Annotated in this window: 13 protein-coding genes; 9 read left to right on the forward strand and 4 right to left on the reverse strand. The window is 33.0% G+C overall.

Features of this window, described 5'->3' with window-relative positions; all coding sequences use genetic code 11:
• Positions 1 to 5: 5 nt before the first annotated feature.
• From B2989_RS09355 to B2989_RS09375, 5 genes are all read left to right on the forward strand, one after another.
• Positions 6 to 1025: a N(4)-(beta-N-acetylglucosaminyl)-L-asparaginase gene (locus B2989_RS09355; protein WP_292947722.1), complete on the forward strand. Its 1020-nt coding sequence runs from the start codon at positions 6 to 8 to the stop codon at positions 1023 to 1025.
• Positions 1026 to 1120: 95 nt separating this feature from the next.
• Complete coding sequence (gene polA, locus B2989_RS09360; RefSeq protein WP_292947725.1) at positions 1121 to 3976, forward strand: DNA polymerase I; 2856 nt, start codon at positions 1121 to 1123, stop codon at positions 3974 to 3976.
• 81 nt (positions 3977 to 4057) lie between these two features.
• Positions 4058 to 5284: a DNA cytosine methyltransferase gene (locus B2989_RS09365; RefSeq protein ID WP_292947728.1), complete on the forward strand. Its 1227-nt coding sequence runs from the start codon at positions 4058 to 4060 to the stop codon at positions 5282 to 5284.
• 1 nt (position 5285) lies between these two features.
• Positions 5286 to 7655, forward strand: coding sequence for an ATP-binding protein (locus B2989_RS09370; protein ID WP_292947731.1), 2370 nt, complete (start codon positions 5286 to 5288; stop codon positions 7653 to 7655).
• Positions 7652 to 8563 (forward strand): hypothetical protein, encoded by a 912-nt coding sequence (locus B2989_RS09375; protein WP_292947734.1) that lies wholly within the window; start codon positions 7652 to 7654, stop codon positions 8561 to 8563. Before B2989_RS09370 ends, B2989_RS09375 begins: the two co-directional genes overlap by 4 nt.
• Positions 8564 to 8573: 10 nt before the next feature.
• Here B2989_RS09375 and B2989_RS09380 read toward each other — a convergent pair whose 3' ends face one another.
• The 4 genes from B2989_RS09380 to B2989_RS09395 all read right to left on the reverse strand — a co-directional run bounded on the left by B2989_RS09380 (position 8574) and on the right by B2989_RS09395 (position 14798).
• Positions 8574 to 9377: a tryptophan-rich sensory protein gene (locus B2989_RS09380; RefSeq protein WP_292947737.1), complete on the reverse strand. Its 804-nt coding sequence runs from the start codon at positions 9375 to 9377 to the stop codon at positions 8574 to 8576.
• 73 nt (positions 9378 to 9450) lie between these two features.
• Positions 9451 to 11403, reverse strand: a complete 1953-nt coding sequence (locus B2989_RS09385; RefSeq protein ID WP_292947740.1) for a YgiQ family radical SAM protein — start codon at positions 11401 to 11403, stop codon at positions 9451 to 9453.
• Between the two features lie 69 nt (positions 11404 to 11472).
• Entirely contained in the window at positions 11473 to 12567 is a 1095-nt protein-coding gene (locus B2989_RS09390; RefSeq protein ID WP_292947743.1) for an ABC transporter permease, read from the reverse strand.
• 65 nt (positions 12568 to 12632) lie between these two features.
• Positions 12633 to 14798, reverse strand: coding sequence for a carboxy terminal-processing peptidase (locus tag B2989_RS09395; RefSeq protein ID WP_292947746.1), 2166 nt, complete (start codon positions 14796 to 14798; stop codon positions 12633 to 12635).
• A gap of 154 nt (positions 14799 to 14952) precedes the next feature.
• Here B2989_RS09395 and surE point away from each other — a divergent pair, with 154 nt between their 5' ends.
• From surE to B2989_RS09415, 4 genes are read left to right on the forward strand one after another with little or no spacing between them, the layout of a single operon-like run.
• Entirely contained in the window at positions 14953 to 15726 is a 774-nt protein-coding gene (gene surE, locus B2989_RS09400; protein ID WP_292947749.1) for a 5'/3'-nucleotidase SurE, read from the forward strand.
• Complete coding sequence (locus B2989_RS09405; RefSeq protein WP_292947752.1) at positions 15719 to 16000, forward strand: hypothetical protein; 282 nt, start codon at positions 15719 to 15721, stop codon at positions 15998 to 16000. The genes surE and B2989_RS09405 overlap by 8 nt, the downstream gene beginning before the upstream one ends.
• A gap of 1 nt (position 16001) precedes the next feature.
• On the forward strand, positions 16002 to 17117 hold the full coding sequence (lpxB, locus tag B2989_RS09410) for a lipid-A-disaccharide synthase (protein WP_292947755.1): 1116 nt from the start codon (positions 16002 to 16004) through the stop codon (positions 17115 to 17117).
• A gap of 7 nt (positions 17118 to 17124) precedes the next feature.
• A complete protein-coding gene (locus B2989_RS09415) occupies positions 17125 to 17739 on the forward strand; it encodes a C40 family peptidase (RefSeq protein WP_292947758.1) in 615 nt (204 codons plus the stop codon).
• Positions 17740 to 17752: the final 13 nt, after the last annotated feature.

Genomic DNA, 17752 nt, shown 5'->3' on the forward strand with positions numbered 1-17752 from the left:
ATAATATGGATAGAAGAAAGTTTTTAAAAAATGCATCATTAACAAGTATTGGTCTTGCAGCAGGAAGTTCTGCTCTTGCTTGCGCTAAAATTGATAAAAATTCATCTGATGTAACGCAACAAAAAGAAGACACTACTAGCATTATAGATAACACTAATTTTCCTGTATCCATTTGCACTTGGGGTTTTGTAGATGCCAATGCAAAAGCAGGTCAAACGCTGGAACAAGGTGTAAAAGCTTTAGATGCTGCTATTGCTGGTGTCGCTATTGAGGAAGAAAACCTAACCAATACAACCGTTGGTAAAGGTGGTGCTCCAGACAGAGATGGCCAAGTAACGCTAGACGCTTGTGTTATGGACAGTTCTGGAGATTGTGGTGCTGTTGTTTGTGTCCAAAACATTACTAACGTTGCGCTTCTTGCTAAAAAAGTAATGACAGAAACACCTCACGTAATCTTAGCTGCAAATGGTGCCGAAGATTTTGCCTATACACAGGGTTTTAAAAAAGAAAACCTACTTACAGAAGCCTCAAAAAAAGCATGGGAAGACTGGAAAAAAACTTCAGAATATAAGCCTATAATCAACATAGAAAATCATGATACCATTGGTATGTTATGCATAGATAAAGATGGTGACATTGCAGGAGCTTGTACAACCTCTGGATTATCTTATAAAATGAAAGGACGCGTTGGCGACTCGCCAATCATTGGGTCTGGATTATATGTTGACAATCAAGTTGGTGGTGCAGCTGCTACTGGTTTAGGTGAAGAAATTTTAAAAACCGTAGGAAGCTTCTTAATCGTAGAGCTAATGCGCAACGGAATGCATCCACAACAAGCATGTGAAGAAGCCATTAACCGTATAGTCAATAAAAACAAAAACCACAAAGATTTTCAGGCAGCCTACATTGCTATTAACAAAGCAGGTCAAACGGGATCTTACTGTATACATCCTGGATTTGCGTACATGAAATATCAGCATGGTAAAAACGAAAGAATCTTATCTAAAGCATTCTTAAAAGCTTAATCAATAATTTGTTATTTTAAGTACAGAAGTTATCAAATTTTAAAGCAAACCTGCGTTAAGTTTTGTAGTTTTGGTATTCTATCAAAATTACTATTATGTCAGACAATAAACGCGTCTTTTTAGTCGATGCTTACGCTTTAATTTTTAGAGGTTATTATGCCTTTATAAAAAACCCAAGAATAAACTCTAAAGGAGAAGACACCTCTGCTATTATGGGTTTCATGAACTCGTTATTAGATGTAATTAAACGTGAGCGTCCTGACCATTTAGCTGTATGTTTTGATAAAGGCGGAAGTGCTGACAGAGTCGAAATGTTTGAGGCCTATAAAGCCAATCGTGACGAAACACCTGAAGGCATTAAAACTGCTGTACCTTATATCATGGAGATTTTAAAAGCCATGCATATTCCAATTATGGTTAAAGCTGGTTATGAAGCGGATGATGTTATAGGGACTTTAGCTAAACAAGCCGAAAAAGAAGGCTACCAAACCTTTATGGTAACACCTGATAAAGATTTTGCGCAATTAGTTAGCGAAAACATTTTTATGTACAGACCTGTGTTTGGTGGTGGTTATGAAACTTGGGGAATCCCAGAAGTACAGAAAAAATTTGAAGTAACAGACCCTTTACAAGTCATTGACTTTTTAGGAATGATGGGAGATGCCAGTGATAATATTCCTGGTTTACCTGGTGTTGGAGAAAAAACCGCTAAAAAGTTTTTAGCACAATATGGTAGCATGGAAAACCTTTTTGCTAACACACACGAGCTTAAAGGTAAAATGAAAGAAAAGATTGAAGCCAACCAAGAGTTAGGTTTACTTTCTAAAAAACTAGCAACCATCATGCTAGACGTTCCTGTGACATTTAACGCTAAAGATTTTGAGTTAGACGCTCCAGATATTCCTAAAGTGACTGCCATTTTTCAGGAATTAGAATTTACACGTCTTATAGATAATTTTACAAAAACTTTTACTTCTGGTGCAGAAGCCACATCGCTTGCTAACGACAACCCTTCGGAAAAAGCAGCACCAAAAGTGACGCCTAAAGAGGCTGAAAGTGCTGGAGCTGGTCAATTTAATTTATTTGGAGGCGACCCAAATTCCGCAACAGCGACATCTGACACAGATAGCTTAGCGCGAAAAACTGCCGAAACTACTGCACATTTTTACCAAAGTGTAGCCTCAGGAATGGCGACTACATTATTTATCAAAAACTTAATGAATCAGACTTCGGTGTGTTTTGATACCGAAACCACAGGTTTAAACCCACTAACTGCAGAGTTGGTTGGGATATCATTTTCATGGGAAATTGGTAAAGGCTTTTACCTACCCTTTCCAGAGGACAAAACCGAAGCACAAGACCTAATCGAAACGCTTAGACCATTTTTTGAAAGTGAGACCATTCAGAAAATTGGACAGAATCTAAAATACGATATTAAAGTCCTTGCCAAATATAATATCCAAGTCAAAGGATCGCTATTTGACACCATGTTAGCGCATTATTTAATTAATCCAGACATGCGTCACAATATGGATGTTTTGGCAGAGACGTATTTAAACTATACACCAATTGCTATCACAGAATTGATTGGTAAAAAAGGAAAAAACCAATTATCCATGCGTGATGTTCCGTTGGAAAAACAAACGGAATATGCGGTTGAGGATGCTGATATTACGCTTCAATTAAAAGAACATTTTGAAAAGGAATTAGACGAAGCTAACACTCAAAAATTATTTGATGATATTGAGGTGCCTTTACTACGTGTATTGGCTGCTATGGAATTGGAAGGTATTAATTTGGATGTTGACTTTTTAAATAGCCTATCAGACGATTTAAATAACGATATCAACACTTTAGAAAGTAAAATATATGAGGTTGCTGGAGAGGAATTTAATATTGCCTCACCAAAACAATTAGGTATTATTTTGTTTGAAAAACTAAAATTGGTTGACAAACCTAAAAAGACAAAAACAGGTCAATATGCAACAGGAGAAGACATACTGTCTTACCTAGCTAAGGATCATGAAATTATCCGTAATATTTTAGATTATCGTGGTTTAGCAAAACTTAAAAGCACCTATGTGGATGCGTTACCACTTCAGGTAGAGCCTGCAACAGGTCGTGTGCATACAGATTATATGCAAACTGTTGCTGCCACAGGACGTTTAAGTAGCAATAATCCAAACCTACAGAATATTCCGATACGTACAGAACGTGGACGTCAAGTCCGTAAAGCGTTTGTACCACGCAATGAAGACTACACACTATTAGCTGCGGATTATAGCCAAATAGAATTACGTATTATTGCTGCGTTAAGTGAGGAAGAAACCATGATTGAAGCTTTTAAAAACGGAGAAGATATTCACGCTTCCACAGCATCAAAAGTCTTTAATGTGCCTTTAAACGAAGTCACTCGCGAGCAACGTAGTAATGCTAAAACCGTAAACTTTGGAATTATCTATGGTGTGTCTGCTTTTGGATTAAGTAACCAAACCGACTTATCGCGTGGTGAAGCTAAAGAGTTAATTGACACCTACTACGAAACGTATCCTAAACTTAAAAAATACATGAGCGCACAAGTAGATTTTGCGCGTGATCATGGTTATGTAAAAACTATTTTAGATCGTAGACGTTACCTAAAAGATATAAATAGTCGCAATGCTGTAGTACGTGGCGCAGCAGAGCGTAATGCGGTTAATGCACCAATCCAAGGTAGTGCTGCAGATATTATTAAAATTGCCATGATTAACATTTATAACAAATTAGAGGCTGGTAATTATAAAACCAAAATGCTACTACAAGTACATGATGAATTGGTTTTTGATGTCTATAAACCTGAACTTGAGGAAATGAAAACCTTAATTAAAACCGAAATGGAAGGTGCTTTTAAAATGGAAGTGCCTTTAGATGTAGAAGTGGATACTGGTTTGAATTGGTTGGAGGCGCATTAATAATCTTTTTCTTACTTAAAAATAGATTTTTTTTCATCGATTAAGTTGATATCTTTGTAAGACATACTTTTTTTTTAATATATGCACAATAAAAAAACTTACATCGATTTATTTGCTGGTTGCGGTGGGCTTTCACTTGGATTATTTAATTCTGGTTTATGGAAAGGACATTTTGCTATTGAAAAAAGTCCTGACGCTTTTAAAACGTTTAATCATAACTTGATTGAAAACAACAATCATTTTGATTGGCCTGAATGGTTACCGAAAAAAGAACATGATATAAATGAAATTATCAAAAACTATCCTACTGAACTTAAAAATTTAAGAGGAGAAATAGATATGGTTGCAGGAGGACCACCTTGTCAAGGGTTTTCTACAGCTGGAAAAAGAAATGAAGATGATTTAAGAAACAAATTAATCAAATCTTATATACGCTTTATTAGACAAGTACAACCTAAAGTGATTTTCTTTGAAAACGTAAAGGGTTTTACGCAAAAATTTGATAAAAATAAAATTAAGGGAATCGTTTATTCTGAATATGTAAAAAGAGCCTTACGCTATACTCCAAAAGACAAAAGTTATTTTGGATATGAAGTAGAAGGAAGACTAATTGATTTTTCAGAATATGGAGTACCACAAAAAAGAACGCGATTTATCCTAGTAGGTATTAGAAAAGATATTGCAGAAGAAACAAGTCCTATAGAATTTTTCGATTCAATAAAGAAAGAGAGAAAACAATTTTTAGTAAAAAAAGGTATTGGACTAACTAATACTCTTGAAGATGCAATTTCAGATTTACTTAGAAAAAATGAAACTACTTCTCCAGACACAGCTTCTTTTAAAACTAGTCTTTACAATAAGCCCACTTCTAGTTATCAAAAACTTTTAAAAGGAAACATTAATACTAAAATACCTGATAGTCACAGATTTGCTAAACATAGTGAAAGTACTGTTCAAAAATTAGAATACATTCTAAAATACGCAGATAAAAACAAAACTTTATCTGACGAAATAAAAGAAAAATTTAATCTCAAAAAGAGAACTATAATTCCTTTGTCAGGAAAAACACCTACTCCAACCATAACCACTTTACCAGACGATTACGTACATTATTCTCAACCTAGAATTTTTACAGTTCGAGAATATGCTAGAATACAATCTTTTAACGATTGGTATGAATTTAAAGGAAAATATACAACTGGAGGAAAAAGAAGAACACAAGAAGTGCCAAGATATTCACAAATTGGAAATGCTATTCCGCCCTTATTTGGTGAACAAGCAGGAATAACATTAAACAACCTTATCTAATATGCAAAAACCTCTTCAATTTAAAATTAGTTCTGCATTAAAAAATATAATTGGTAGAGACTTAATAACTGATGATTTTATTGCTGTTTTTGAATTAGTCAAAAATTCATATGATGCACACGCAACTAGAGTTGACGTAATCTTTAAGGACATCTATACAGATAAAGCAAAAATAATAATTAAAGATAATGGAAAAGGAATGGGCTATCAAGACCTACTTGATAAATGGCTTTTTGTAGCCCGTTCATCTAAAATAGAAGGAGACGAAGAAGATAGTTACAAAGATTTTAGAGATAAAATCAAAGTAAAAAGAGCGTATGCAGGAGCAAAAGGAATTGGTAGATTCTCTTGTGATAGACTTGGTAGTGGGTTATATCTTGAAACTATCAAAGATGAGAGAGATGCAAAAATAGAAGCTCTGGTTACGGACTGGAACAAGTTTACTGAGAATAGTAATAATGAATTTGTAAATGTGAGTGTATTACACGAAACATTAGAAAAAAGCTCATATGCAATTAATAAGGGAACAGTTTTAGAAATCTCAAATCTCAATAATAATTGGGATAGAGAAAAATTTGAAGACTTAAAAGACTCATTAGCGCGTCTTATTAATCCTTCTGCCATTAAAGATGATGACTCTTTTAAAATATTTCTTTCAGTTGAAGACGAAGCTAAAAATGATGAAAAACAAAAAGAGAAAAATAAGAAGAGATTTGAAAAAGGGACTTTAGAAAAATCAGAAATTAATTACTTTAAAATTATTAATGGTGAAATCAAAAATCCGATTTTTGAAACACTTCAACTCAAAACAAGCTATATTGAATCTGATATCAATAGTGATTCTATAATTACAACACTTTATGAGGGTGGAGAACTAGTTTATAGAATACAAGAAGACAATCCTTATCCTGCTTTTAAAGGTATTCATTATTCTATTTTCTTTATGAATCAATCTGCAAAATCAACTTTTAGTAGAAGAATGGGTGTTCAACCTGTAGAATACGGTCATATTTTTGTATATAAGAATGGATTAAGAATATATCCTTATGGAGAAAGAGGAGACGACCCCTTTAAAATGGATGTTAGGAAAGGTCAAGGTTATGCGAGAAACTTAGGAACTAGAGAAGTCTTAGGTTATATCTCAATAAATGGAGAAAACGATAATCTTAAAGAAACTTCTAGTAGAGGTGATGGGTTTATAAAAACATCATCATACTTTCATCTAGAAAAACACTTTTATGAAACTTTAAAAAAACTAGAAAAATATACTATCGACATTACGGATTGGGGAAATTTCTTATCTGATGACGATTATATTAATATAAATGAATCTTTTGTAAAAAATGAAGGTAAATCAGGTGAGCGTATATTTAATGTTAACGAAAATCTTAGTAAATTAATATCTTCAATAACTCGCTCTAAATCTGTAAATAAATTTGAAGTTTCCAAAAACATTCTCGATATATTAGACTCTAAAAGCGAAAAATCTGCTCAAGGAACTCTAAAGAAATTATCTGAAAAAATTGATTCTGATAGTTTCGACAAGGATGAAGTAAAGAAGACAATAAAAAATGTTGAAAAAAAGCTTTCTGACTTAAAATCGAGAAAAGAAGAAGCTGAGGAAGAAGCTTTACAAAAGTATATAGAAAATGAAGAGCTAAAAACAGAGCTTGATAGAGAGATAGCTGAAAAACTTTTTGATAAAACACAAATTGGTCGTGAAAAAAAAGATTTATTAGCTCTTCAACATCAAATCATACATACTGCCAGCAATATCACATGGAGCCTAGACTCTTTGATAGATGCGATAAACGAAGAAAAAACTAAGGATGAATTAATTGACGATATAAAAGATATAAGTTTAGAAGTACAAAGAATCGTTAGTGCTTCTAGGTTTGTTACAAAAGCTGGATTTAACACTCAAGCTGAAAAACTAACAAAAGATATTGTTTCTTTCATTAATGATTATGTAAACAATATTTACATACCTGCCGATTCTTTTATACATAAAAAACGTCCAATAAATATTTCAGTAACTACGCCTAATTTCAAGAAAAAAATGAAATTTAGACCTTTTGAGATTACTGTTATTCTAGATAATTTATTTTCGAATTCCAGAAAAGCAAAAGCAACAGAAGTTACATTAGAATGGCAAAAGGATAAAACACACTTATTACTTTACTTTAGAGATAATGGCAATGGAATTCCAATTGAAATTAGTAAAAACATATTCAAATTCAGATATAGTAAAACAGACGGTTCTGGAATTGGACTGTATCACGTTAAAGACATCTTAAAAAAATACAAATCAAATATTGAGTTCTTAAATAGTTCTAATGGAGCTGAATTCCTAATCAAAATACCGCTATGAAATTAGACTATAAGATAATCTGGGTAGAAGATAAAATTGACACAAAACCTTTCCTTGCTCTAAAAGAGAGCGTAAAAAAACATTTAGAAGATGAATTCTTTAATGTGACTATTGAAACCGCCGAAGATTTTGATGAATTCAAAAAAAAATACGAAAATAATGAAACGTTTGATTTAATAATTACAGATTTAAACTTAAATGAGAGTCACGGTAGTGAAGTTATAGATTTTGTTAGAGATGAAAAACACATATTAACCGAAGTCTTTTTCTATTCTGCAAATAGTGAACTTACAAAAACTCAATTGATTAATAGTAGTAGAATTACTTTTCATCAAATGGATGAAGGAAATGCTTATAGAGAACTAGGAATATCAATAATTGAGTTGATTGATTTGACTATTTCTATGTTTCAACATATCGTAACAATGAGAGGAATGATAATGCAAGAGACAAGTTCACTAGACTTAAAAATGGAAAACATTGTAAAACATCAACTTAAAAACCCTGTGTTAGCAGAATCTATTGCACCTGTTTTGGATAACATTTTTAATAGCATTTTGACTAATGCAAAGGAAAAATTTGATAAAGCTTCTCGCAGAAAAACTAATGATATTCTTAAGGACAATATATTATTTAATTCCTCACAAAAAATAATTGCTCTGGGTGAGGTTCTTAAAATAATGAAAGAAGAAGATTTCTCCAAAGCATATACTGAAGAAATAATACTTATTAGAAATAAATTTGCACATTCTGAATTAATGAAAGGAGATGATGGTAAGGAATATTTCAAAGTAAAAAATGAAGAAGTATATTTCGATAAAGACCTTTGTAAAGGAATTAGAAAAAACATTAATAAACATGCTTTAAATATTTCAAATATAGAAGAAATTTTAAATAAGAATAATTAAACTCAAAAGCTCACTCAATCTCTCCAAAATACTCCATACACTTAATAGCAGGATTTGTTTTTCGGTTTTTAAAGCCATGTGCAGCGCTGCTTATAATTAAAATTAAAGCTGCAACTAATGCAGTGTAGGCTACAGTAGTATTTGCGTTGTTATTAGCTACGTAAATAGCAATTAAAGCCCAAGCACCAACTAGTGCAAATTCGCGCATGTTACGTGTCCAGGTAACTATTAAGTTTATTACTGTTGCTATCCCAATTAATAGTAAGGTCCAAACGGTTGGTGATACCCCAAAACCATCCCAATTATATTTTACTAAAACTGCTGAGACATTAGCAATACTAGCTACTGTAATCCAACCACTATAGATAACAAATGGCCACCACAAAAACACAATAACAGAGATTGGTGCATCAAACAGTTCCATTTTATTTTTAAGCACTATTTGTAATAACGCGATAAGTATTATAAAAATAAATACTGAAGATAATACCGTGTAACCATAAATCCAAGTGACAATCCAAGCACAATTAGCAATACATGAGATAGCAAACCACCAACCTGTTGTTAGTATAAAATCGTTGTTTCTAACGTTTACAAATAGACTACGTCCTTGATAAACAATAAATCCTGTTAATAGCAAATAGATGATTCCCCAAATGGAAAACGCATATCCTGCTGGTGTAAATAAAGTATTGTATTGTTTAGAGACTTCGCCAATAGTTGTGTTATTTAATAAACCAGTATTGGATAAATAGTTCATTACAATCACGCAGACAAAAGCAATCCCATTAATTATTTGTAGTTGTTTTTTCATAGTTATAATATACTACAATTAAAACATCTTGAAAAAATTCTACACCAAAAAAAAGTTAATAGATTACTAATTTTTAACGACGTTTGTTTTTGCTTTTAAACTTAGCCTTATTCTTACGTTGATTAAACGGAACAGCGTCATTAAAGGTGTTTTTAGCTTCACCTTTAGGTTTGTTTTTTCGCCATTTCTCTTCTTTGCTAGGTAACAGCACGTCTAATAAGTCTTGACGTCCTAATTTATTTAAGGTCTTTTTGATCCACGCTTTGTTTTCGTCTTTATACCAAAAGAAAAAACGGTGTTGTTCGTCTTTCTCTTTTCTAGTAATTGGTGTATTTACTTTTTTAAGCGTGTAAGGATGGTAACCACTATAATAAATTACAGTAGCCACAGTCATTGGTGTTGGTGTAAACCCTTGTACTTGCTCTAACTGGAATCCCATGTCTTTGGTTTCGGCAGCTAGATTAGCCATATCTTCAACCTCACAAGCTGGATGATTAGAAATAAAGTAAGGTATTAACTGTAATTTTAATCCTTTAGCAATATTAATCTTATCAAAACGCTCTTTAAACTTATGGAAGTATTTAAACGACGGTTTACGCATCAATTTTAATACAGGATCACTAGTATGCTCTGGAGCCACTTTAAGTCGTCCAGAGACGTGCTTAGTCATGACTTCTTCTGTATAGGCATCTAACTCTTTTGGATCTGCATTTTTATTAAATTCTGGGACTAACATATCGTGTCGGATTCCAGAACCTATAAACGATTTTTTAACTTTTGGATGACTATCAACCGCTTGGTACAATTCGGTTAACGGTTTATGAGACGTATCTAAATTACTACATATTACTGGCGAAATACAACTTGGTGCAACACATTTATCGCAAATAGACTGTACTTTACCCTTCATTTGATACATATTGGCACTTGGTCCTCCAATGTCACTTAAATACCCTTTAAAATCAGGCATATTTGCAACAGTATCAACTTCTTTTAAAATAGATTCCTTGCTACGTGAGGCAATAAATTTTCCTTGATGCGCAGATATGGTACAAAAGCTACAACCACCAAAACAACCTCTGTGAATGTTGATTGAGAACTTAATCATCTCGAACGCAGGAATTGGTCCACGTTTATCATACTTAGGATGTGGTAATCGTGTGTATGGTAAATCAAATGACGCATCAATTTCTGCTTCAGTCATTGTTGGATATGGTGGATTAATCATTAACACCTTATCTCCTACTTTTTGGAAAATTCGTCTTGCAGCTAATTTATTGGACTCTTGCTCGATGACCTTAAAATTAGAGGCATATTTTTTCTTATCCTTTAAACAGGTTTCATGCGAAGCAATTTCAATATCTTCCCAATTACTGTTCTTAGGTATTTTTTCGTCTTTATTCATTAATACAGCGGTTTGATTAACTGTATTAATACTACTAAATGGCACGCCTTTTTCTAACAAACGGATGATTTCACGTAAAGGTTGTTCTCCCATTCCGTATACCAACATATCTGCTTTAGAAGTTTCTAAAATTGTTGGCATTAATTGATCACTCCAATAATCGTAGTGTGTTACACGACGTAAAGACCCTTCGATACCACCAATTAAAACTGGAGTATCTGGCCATTTTTCTTTTAAAATTTTAGAATATACAGACGATGCATAATCAGGTCTAAATCCAATGTCACCATTTGGCGTATAGGCATCCTTATCACGTTTCTTTTTATTAGCATTATAATTGCTAATCATGGGATCCATACAACCACCTGTAACACCAAAAAATAATCTTGGTTTACCTAATTTTACAAAGTCCTGAAGATTATCGTTAACATTAGGTTGTGGTACAATAGCGACACGTAAGCCAAAACTTTCTAGCAAACGTCCAATAACTGCTGGACCAAACGTAGGATGATCCACGTAGGCGTCTCCACTAAAAAGTATGACGTCTAGCTCTTGCCAACCACGTATCTTAACCTCTTTGTTAGTGGTAGGTAACCAATCTGATAATTTTAATTCTTGCATAACGTTGCAAAAGTATATAAAAAAAGACTGTGATGTATTTATTTTAAAGGGAATAGTTAATCTAGAAGCCTAAACTTTAACATCTAACGCATCGCGTAATGCATTACCAATTAACATAAAAGCCATTACTAAAAGCATGATGCATAAACCTGGTAAAATAGCTAGATAGGGTTTGCCTAAAATAATATAGTTGTAATGATCCTTAATCATCGCTCCCCAACTTGCCATAGGTGGTTGTGCACCAATACCAAGAAAACTAAGTCCAGACTCTATTAATATTGCTGCAGCAAAATTGGCTGCACATATTACAATCACTGGAGCCATAATGTTAGGTAATATATGTTTTGTTATTATCCTAAAATCGTTAAATCCTAAAGCTCTAGCTGCTGTCACATATTGCATTTGTTTTGCACTAATAAGTTGACCTCTAACGACTCTAGCCACTTCAACCCACATGGTTAAACCTACTGCTATAAATACTTGCCAAAACCCTTTACCTAAGGCTAAGGTAATAGCTATAACCAACAATAACGTTGGTATGGACCAGGTTACATTTATAATCCACATGATTAAAGCATCCACTTTACCTCCATAATATCCAGCAACACTACCCATAAAAATCCCAATAACCAAAGATATAAATACTGCTACAAAGCCAATAAAAAAAGAAATACGTGCACCAACCAATAAACGACTTAATAAATCACGTCCATATTTATCGGTTCCTAAATAGAAGGTAACGTTTTTAATATGTTGAGACGCTGAATTTTGAGTGATAAAAGACGCATCGATTGTTTTTGTGTCGCCTTCAAAACCATCAGAAGCAAACTCGGTATACGTTAATTGGTTATTATGTATTGAATAACTAGAAATAGGAATTTCGGTATCTGTATTGTTTATTCCGAAGAACACTTTTTGAAAAAGTGATTGCTCGTTTTTAATTTGAGAAGGTATGGTCAACATCTTAACATTAAAACCTGGAGGTTTAGAATGAATAGACACATGCATTTGATTGGCATTTTGAGAATTGTCTGGTGCAAATAAATACGCAAATACAGACACTAAGCCAACTAATGCTACAAAACACAAACTAAAAACGCCCCAAAAGTTTTTTTTAAACTTTTGAAGCGCTAATTGTGATAAGGAGTATGTTTTTGTTGTCATTTTATAATTATCAATTCCTGAGTTTTGCAATGCTAAATATACAAATCAAAGGAATGACAAAACTACTAATTTTTTATCGTGGCTACTTTTTTAATTTCGTAAGTCATTTTTAGGTCATTTAGCACGTTAAGCGCCTCTTCAACATAAACATCTTTACTTAAATTTTCATGCCATCTGTTACGTTTATCACGTAAGGTTGTGTCTTGATCAAACATTTTTTGCTCGTATGGTAACGACTCAAATGTTAAATTAGTTTTATAATCTGAAATCGCATCAAACTGCTTTGCTTCTTCTTCATTTAACTTTAACTCTGCTCTATATTTTTCGTAATTAAGCGAGTAGCTGTTATCATCCATTTTTGTTTTAGCCCATTTGGCACTATTTTCAATTAACTTTAATTGCTCGTTATTAGCCATACGCTCTTTACTATTAGCAATGGTACGATCGTAGTCAAAATAGCTAGTCCAAACTTCAAAATCTACAGGTGTGATCTTATCCCAAGCTAATGGGTTTTCTTGATCACGCTCACCTATATCAATAAAACTGTAACGATCCGGAACAACAACATCACTTTTTACACCTTCTAACTGCGTTGATCCACCATTAATACGGTAAAATTTTTGACGCGTTAATTTTAAGGCTCCTAAATCTCCGTGAGAACTATTACGAACCATACGGTTTAAGTCTAATACATTTTGTACTGTTCCTTTACCATAAGTTTGCTTACTACCAATAATAATAGCACGTTTATAATCTTGCATTGCTGCAGCTAAAATCTCTGATGCAGATGCAGACAACTCGTTAACCATAATTACTAATGGTCCATCCCAAACAATGGATTTATCTGTATCACGTAACACCTCTTTTGGCTCGTCGGTTGATCTAACTTGTACAATTGGTCCATCTTTAATAAATAAACCAGCCATATCTACAACGGTTCTTAAAGATCCTCCACCATTATTACGTAAGTCTAAAACAAGACCTTCAATACCAGCTTCTTTTAAACGCTCAATTTCTAATTTAATATCTGTTGCAGCATTACGATTATTGTAATCTTCAAAATCTACATAAAATTTAGGCAGATTTATTATTCCGTAATTTTTATTGTCTTTTTTCACTATTGAAGACTTAGCATAAGTCTCTTCCAGCTCTACTAAATCTCTAGTTACCGCAATATCTTGGATAGTACCATCCACTTTTTTCATGGTTAAAATAACCTTAGTCCCTTTAGGTCCTTTAATTAATTTAATAGCATCATCGATACGCATTCCAACTACGCTTACTGCTTCTTTTTCTTTGTCCTGACGTACTTTCATTATAACATCACCAACTTCTATCTCTCCATCTCTCCAAGCTGGTCCACCAGAAATAAGCTCTACAATTTTGATGTAGTCCATTTTTTTCTGTAAACGTGCTCCAATACCTTCAAGTTTACCAGACATTTGTTGATCAAATCTATCTTTATCTGTTGGTGCTAAGTAAGAGGTGTGTGGATCAAACTCTTCAACAATGGTATTTACATACATACCAAACCAGTCCTCACGATCCATATCTTCGATATAGTCTGTAAAATAATTATCTAAAGCTTTAGACGTTTCAGCTCTAGCTTCTGCTTCAATTTCTGTAATAGATTTTTTAACTACAGGCTCTTTTTCAATAGCTTCAGTACCTTCCTCGTCTTCATTTACTTTAGCTGTATCATTTTGCTCATCCATTAAAGCATCGTAACTAGAAAGTGTATTAAATTTTAATTGTTGTCTCCAACGTTCTTTTAATCCTTTTTTGTTTTTAGCGTATGGTAAGTTTTTATAATCTGTATTATAATCTTCGTCTTGATTAAAATCAAAAGGCTTTGCTAAAATATCTTTATAATAAGATTTAGCTTCTTCTTGACGTTGCACTAAACGCTCATAAACCAAACTAAAAAACGAAATATCATAAGCTCTTAACTGATCATCAATTTCGGTTTCAAACTTTTTAAAATCGTCAATATCTGACTGCAAGAAATAACGTTTTAAAGGGTCAACCAACTCTAAATAGTCCGAATAAATTTCTGCAGAAAAAGCATCATTTAATTCTTTTGGCTCAAAATGTAATTGGTCTAAAGCTAAAGTTATGATTTGTATTAAAAGTTTGTCTTTATCTGGATCGTCATCAACTTTAGTGGTAAAACTACAAGAACCAAATGCTAATAATAGTACTAGCAATATTATATTATATTTCCTTTTCATGTGTTCTGTTTAAATTTTTTCGAGAAATTTCTACTAAAGTAAAGAAAAAACCATGCCAATAAAATCTAAACCACCTAATTTTTTGTTAAACTGAATAAATTGAGTAGATACGGGAGAAATTATGTATTTTAGCTAAGTAATTTAATAGACTACTATGAGTAAAAAACCACTAATTTTAGTGACTAATGATGATGGCATAACTGCACCAGGAATTTTAGCTTTAATTGAAGTTATGGAAACCCTAGGCGACGTCGTTGTTGTAGCTCCAGATAGTCCGCAAAGCGGAATGGGTCATGCTATTACTTTAAACAACGTACTACACTTAGATAAAGTCTCTAAAAAAGGAGACAAAACTTTAAAATACAGCTGTTCTGGGACACCTGCAGATTGTGTTAAAATTGCAATTAACGAGGTTTTAGACAGACGTCCAGATTTGTGCGTATCTGGTATTAATCATGGCTCTAACAGCTCCATCAATGTGATATATTCTGGAACTATGAGTGCTGCTATTGAAGCAGGAATTGAAAGTATACCTGCTATCGGATTTTCTTTGTTGGATTACAAATGGGATGCAGATTTTGAAGCTTCTAAAAAATACATTAAACAAATAGCTAAAAATGCTTTACAACATGGTATTGCTGATGGTATGATACTAAATGTAAACATTCCTGCTTTAAAAAAGAAGGATATAAAAGGTATTAAAGTTTGCAGACAAGCAAGGGCTAATTGGAAAGAAAAATTTGATAAAAGACAAACACCTCAAGGTAGAGATTACTATTGGTTAACTGGTGAATTTGTAAATTACGATAAAGGCACAGATACTGACGAATATGCTTTATCTGAAGGTTATGTTTCTGTTGTACCTGTACAATACGATTTAACTGCGCACCATTACATGCAAGAACTAAATACGTGGCAATTTGAATAACAAAAAACACATTATTTTTGGCTTTATTTTAGGTGTGATTTCTACAGGAATTGGTGTATTACTGTACATCGCATTCTTTTCTAGATATGGCATTGAAGAGACTTTTAAAAAAGCCATACAGTTTAAATTTGTTGACAAAATAGTTAGCTTAGGCGCTTTGCTTAACTTAGGTTTGTTTTTTCTATTTTTAAACAAAAAAAAGGATGATTTGGCAAAAGGTGTGCTAATAGCCACACTAATAATTGGATTAATTATTATAATAAATAGATTATAAATTGAAGTATTACATTATTTCTGGCGAAGCCTCTGGCGATTTACATGGCTCTAACCTAATGAAAGCGTTGCAAAAACAAGATGCAACAGCAGATTTTAGGTTTTGGGGAGGCGACTTAATGCAATCTGTTGGTGGTACATTGGTAAAACACTATAAAGCTCTAGCTTTTATGGGATTTTCTGAAGTGATCATGAATTTAAGGACTATTGCCAAAAACTTATCGTTTTGTAAAACAGATATTGCAAACTATAATCCTGACGTGATTATTTTTATTGACTATCCTGGATTTAATCTACGTATTGCAAAATGGGCTAAGATTAAAAATTTTAAAACACATTATTATATTTCTCCTCAAATTTGGGCTTGGAAAGAAGGTCGTATTAAAGCTATCAAACATGATGTAGACCAAATGTATGTGATCCTACCGTTTGAAAAAGACTTTTACGAAAACAAACATAATTATCCTGTGCATTTTGTTGGACATCCATTAATTGATGCTATTGCAGATAAAACACAAGTGGACGATAAAACGTTTAGAAAAACACATGGTTTAAGCGAAAAACCAATTATTGCCCTATTACCAGGAAGTAGAAAGCAAGAAATAACAAAAATGTTATCCGTAATGCTTAGTGTTGTAGATGACTATCCAGACTACCAATTTGTAATTGCAGGTGCACCAAGTCAGGATTACGACTTTTATAAAACCTTTATTAAACAAAGTAATGTCCATTTTATAAGCAATAAAACTTACGATTTACTAAGTCTTGCAACTGCTGCTTTAGTGACCTCTGGAACAGCAACATTAGAAACCGCTTTGTTTAAAGTGCCTCAGGTAGTTTGCTACAAAGGGAGTTGGGTGTCTTACCAAATTGGTAAACGAGTAGTAAACCTAGATTACATTAGCTTAGTAAACTTAATTTTGGATAAAGAGGTTGTAACCGAATTAATTCAGGGTGACTTTAACACTAAACGTCTAAAAAAAGAGTTAGATACTATACTAGATAGCTATGAACGTACTAAATATTTTATGAGTTATTATGACTTAGAAAAAAAATTAGGTGGAAAAGGTGCTAGTGAAAACACAGCTAAACTGATATACAATTACATACACGATTAATTATTAAATGAATAAAATTGTCCTACTTTTAATAACAGCAACATTAATGTCTTGCGGAAGCAGTAAAAGCAAGCGTGTTGTCACTACAAAATCTGAATCTGAAGTTATCAGCCAAACCAACAATAAACCTGCTAGACGTGGTCCTGCTAGAAAAACCAGCACAAAATCTACTAGAGACATATCAACTGATGATCAATCAGAAGATAATCAATCTGTGGAAGCCATAACTGTTAACAATCCATTAATTGCAAGCATTATTAATAATGCACAAAGTTATGAAGGTGTTAGATACAAATATGGTGGTACTACAAAAAAAGGTATGGATTGCTCTGGATTAATCTATACAGCATTTCAATCTGAAGATATTAGTTTACCAAGATCTTCAAGCGATATGGCTACTCATGGTGACTGGATAGATGTAAAAGAAGTTAGAGAAGGTGACTTACTGTTTTTTGCCACAAAACGAAACAGCAGAACCGTTAACCATGTTGGTTTAGTAACGTCTTCTAGATTAGGACGTGTGGAGTTTATTCATGCAAGTACAAGTAAAGGTGTAATGACTTCCCTTTTATCTGAACGCTATTGGTACTTTGCTTTTGTCCAAGCACGACGATTATTGTAAGAAATTGACTATA

Origin of the sequence: Olleya sp. UBA1516 (assembly GCF_002323495.1) — a bacterium.
Lineage (GTDB): Bacteria > Bacteroidota > Bacteroidia > Flavobacteriales > Flavobacteriaceae > Olleya.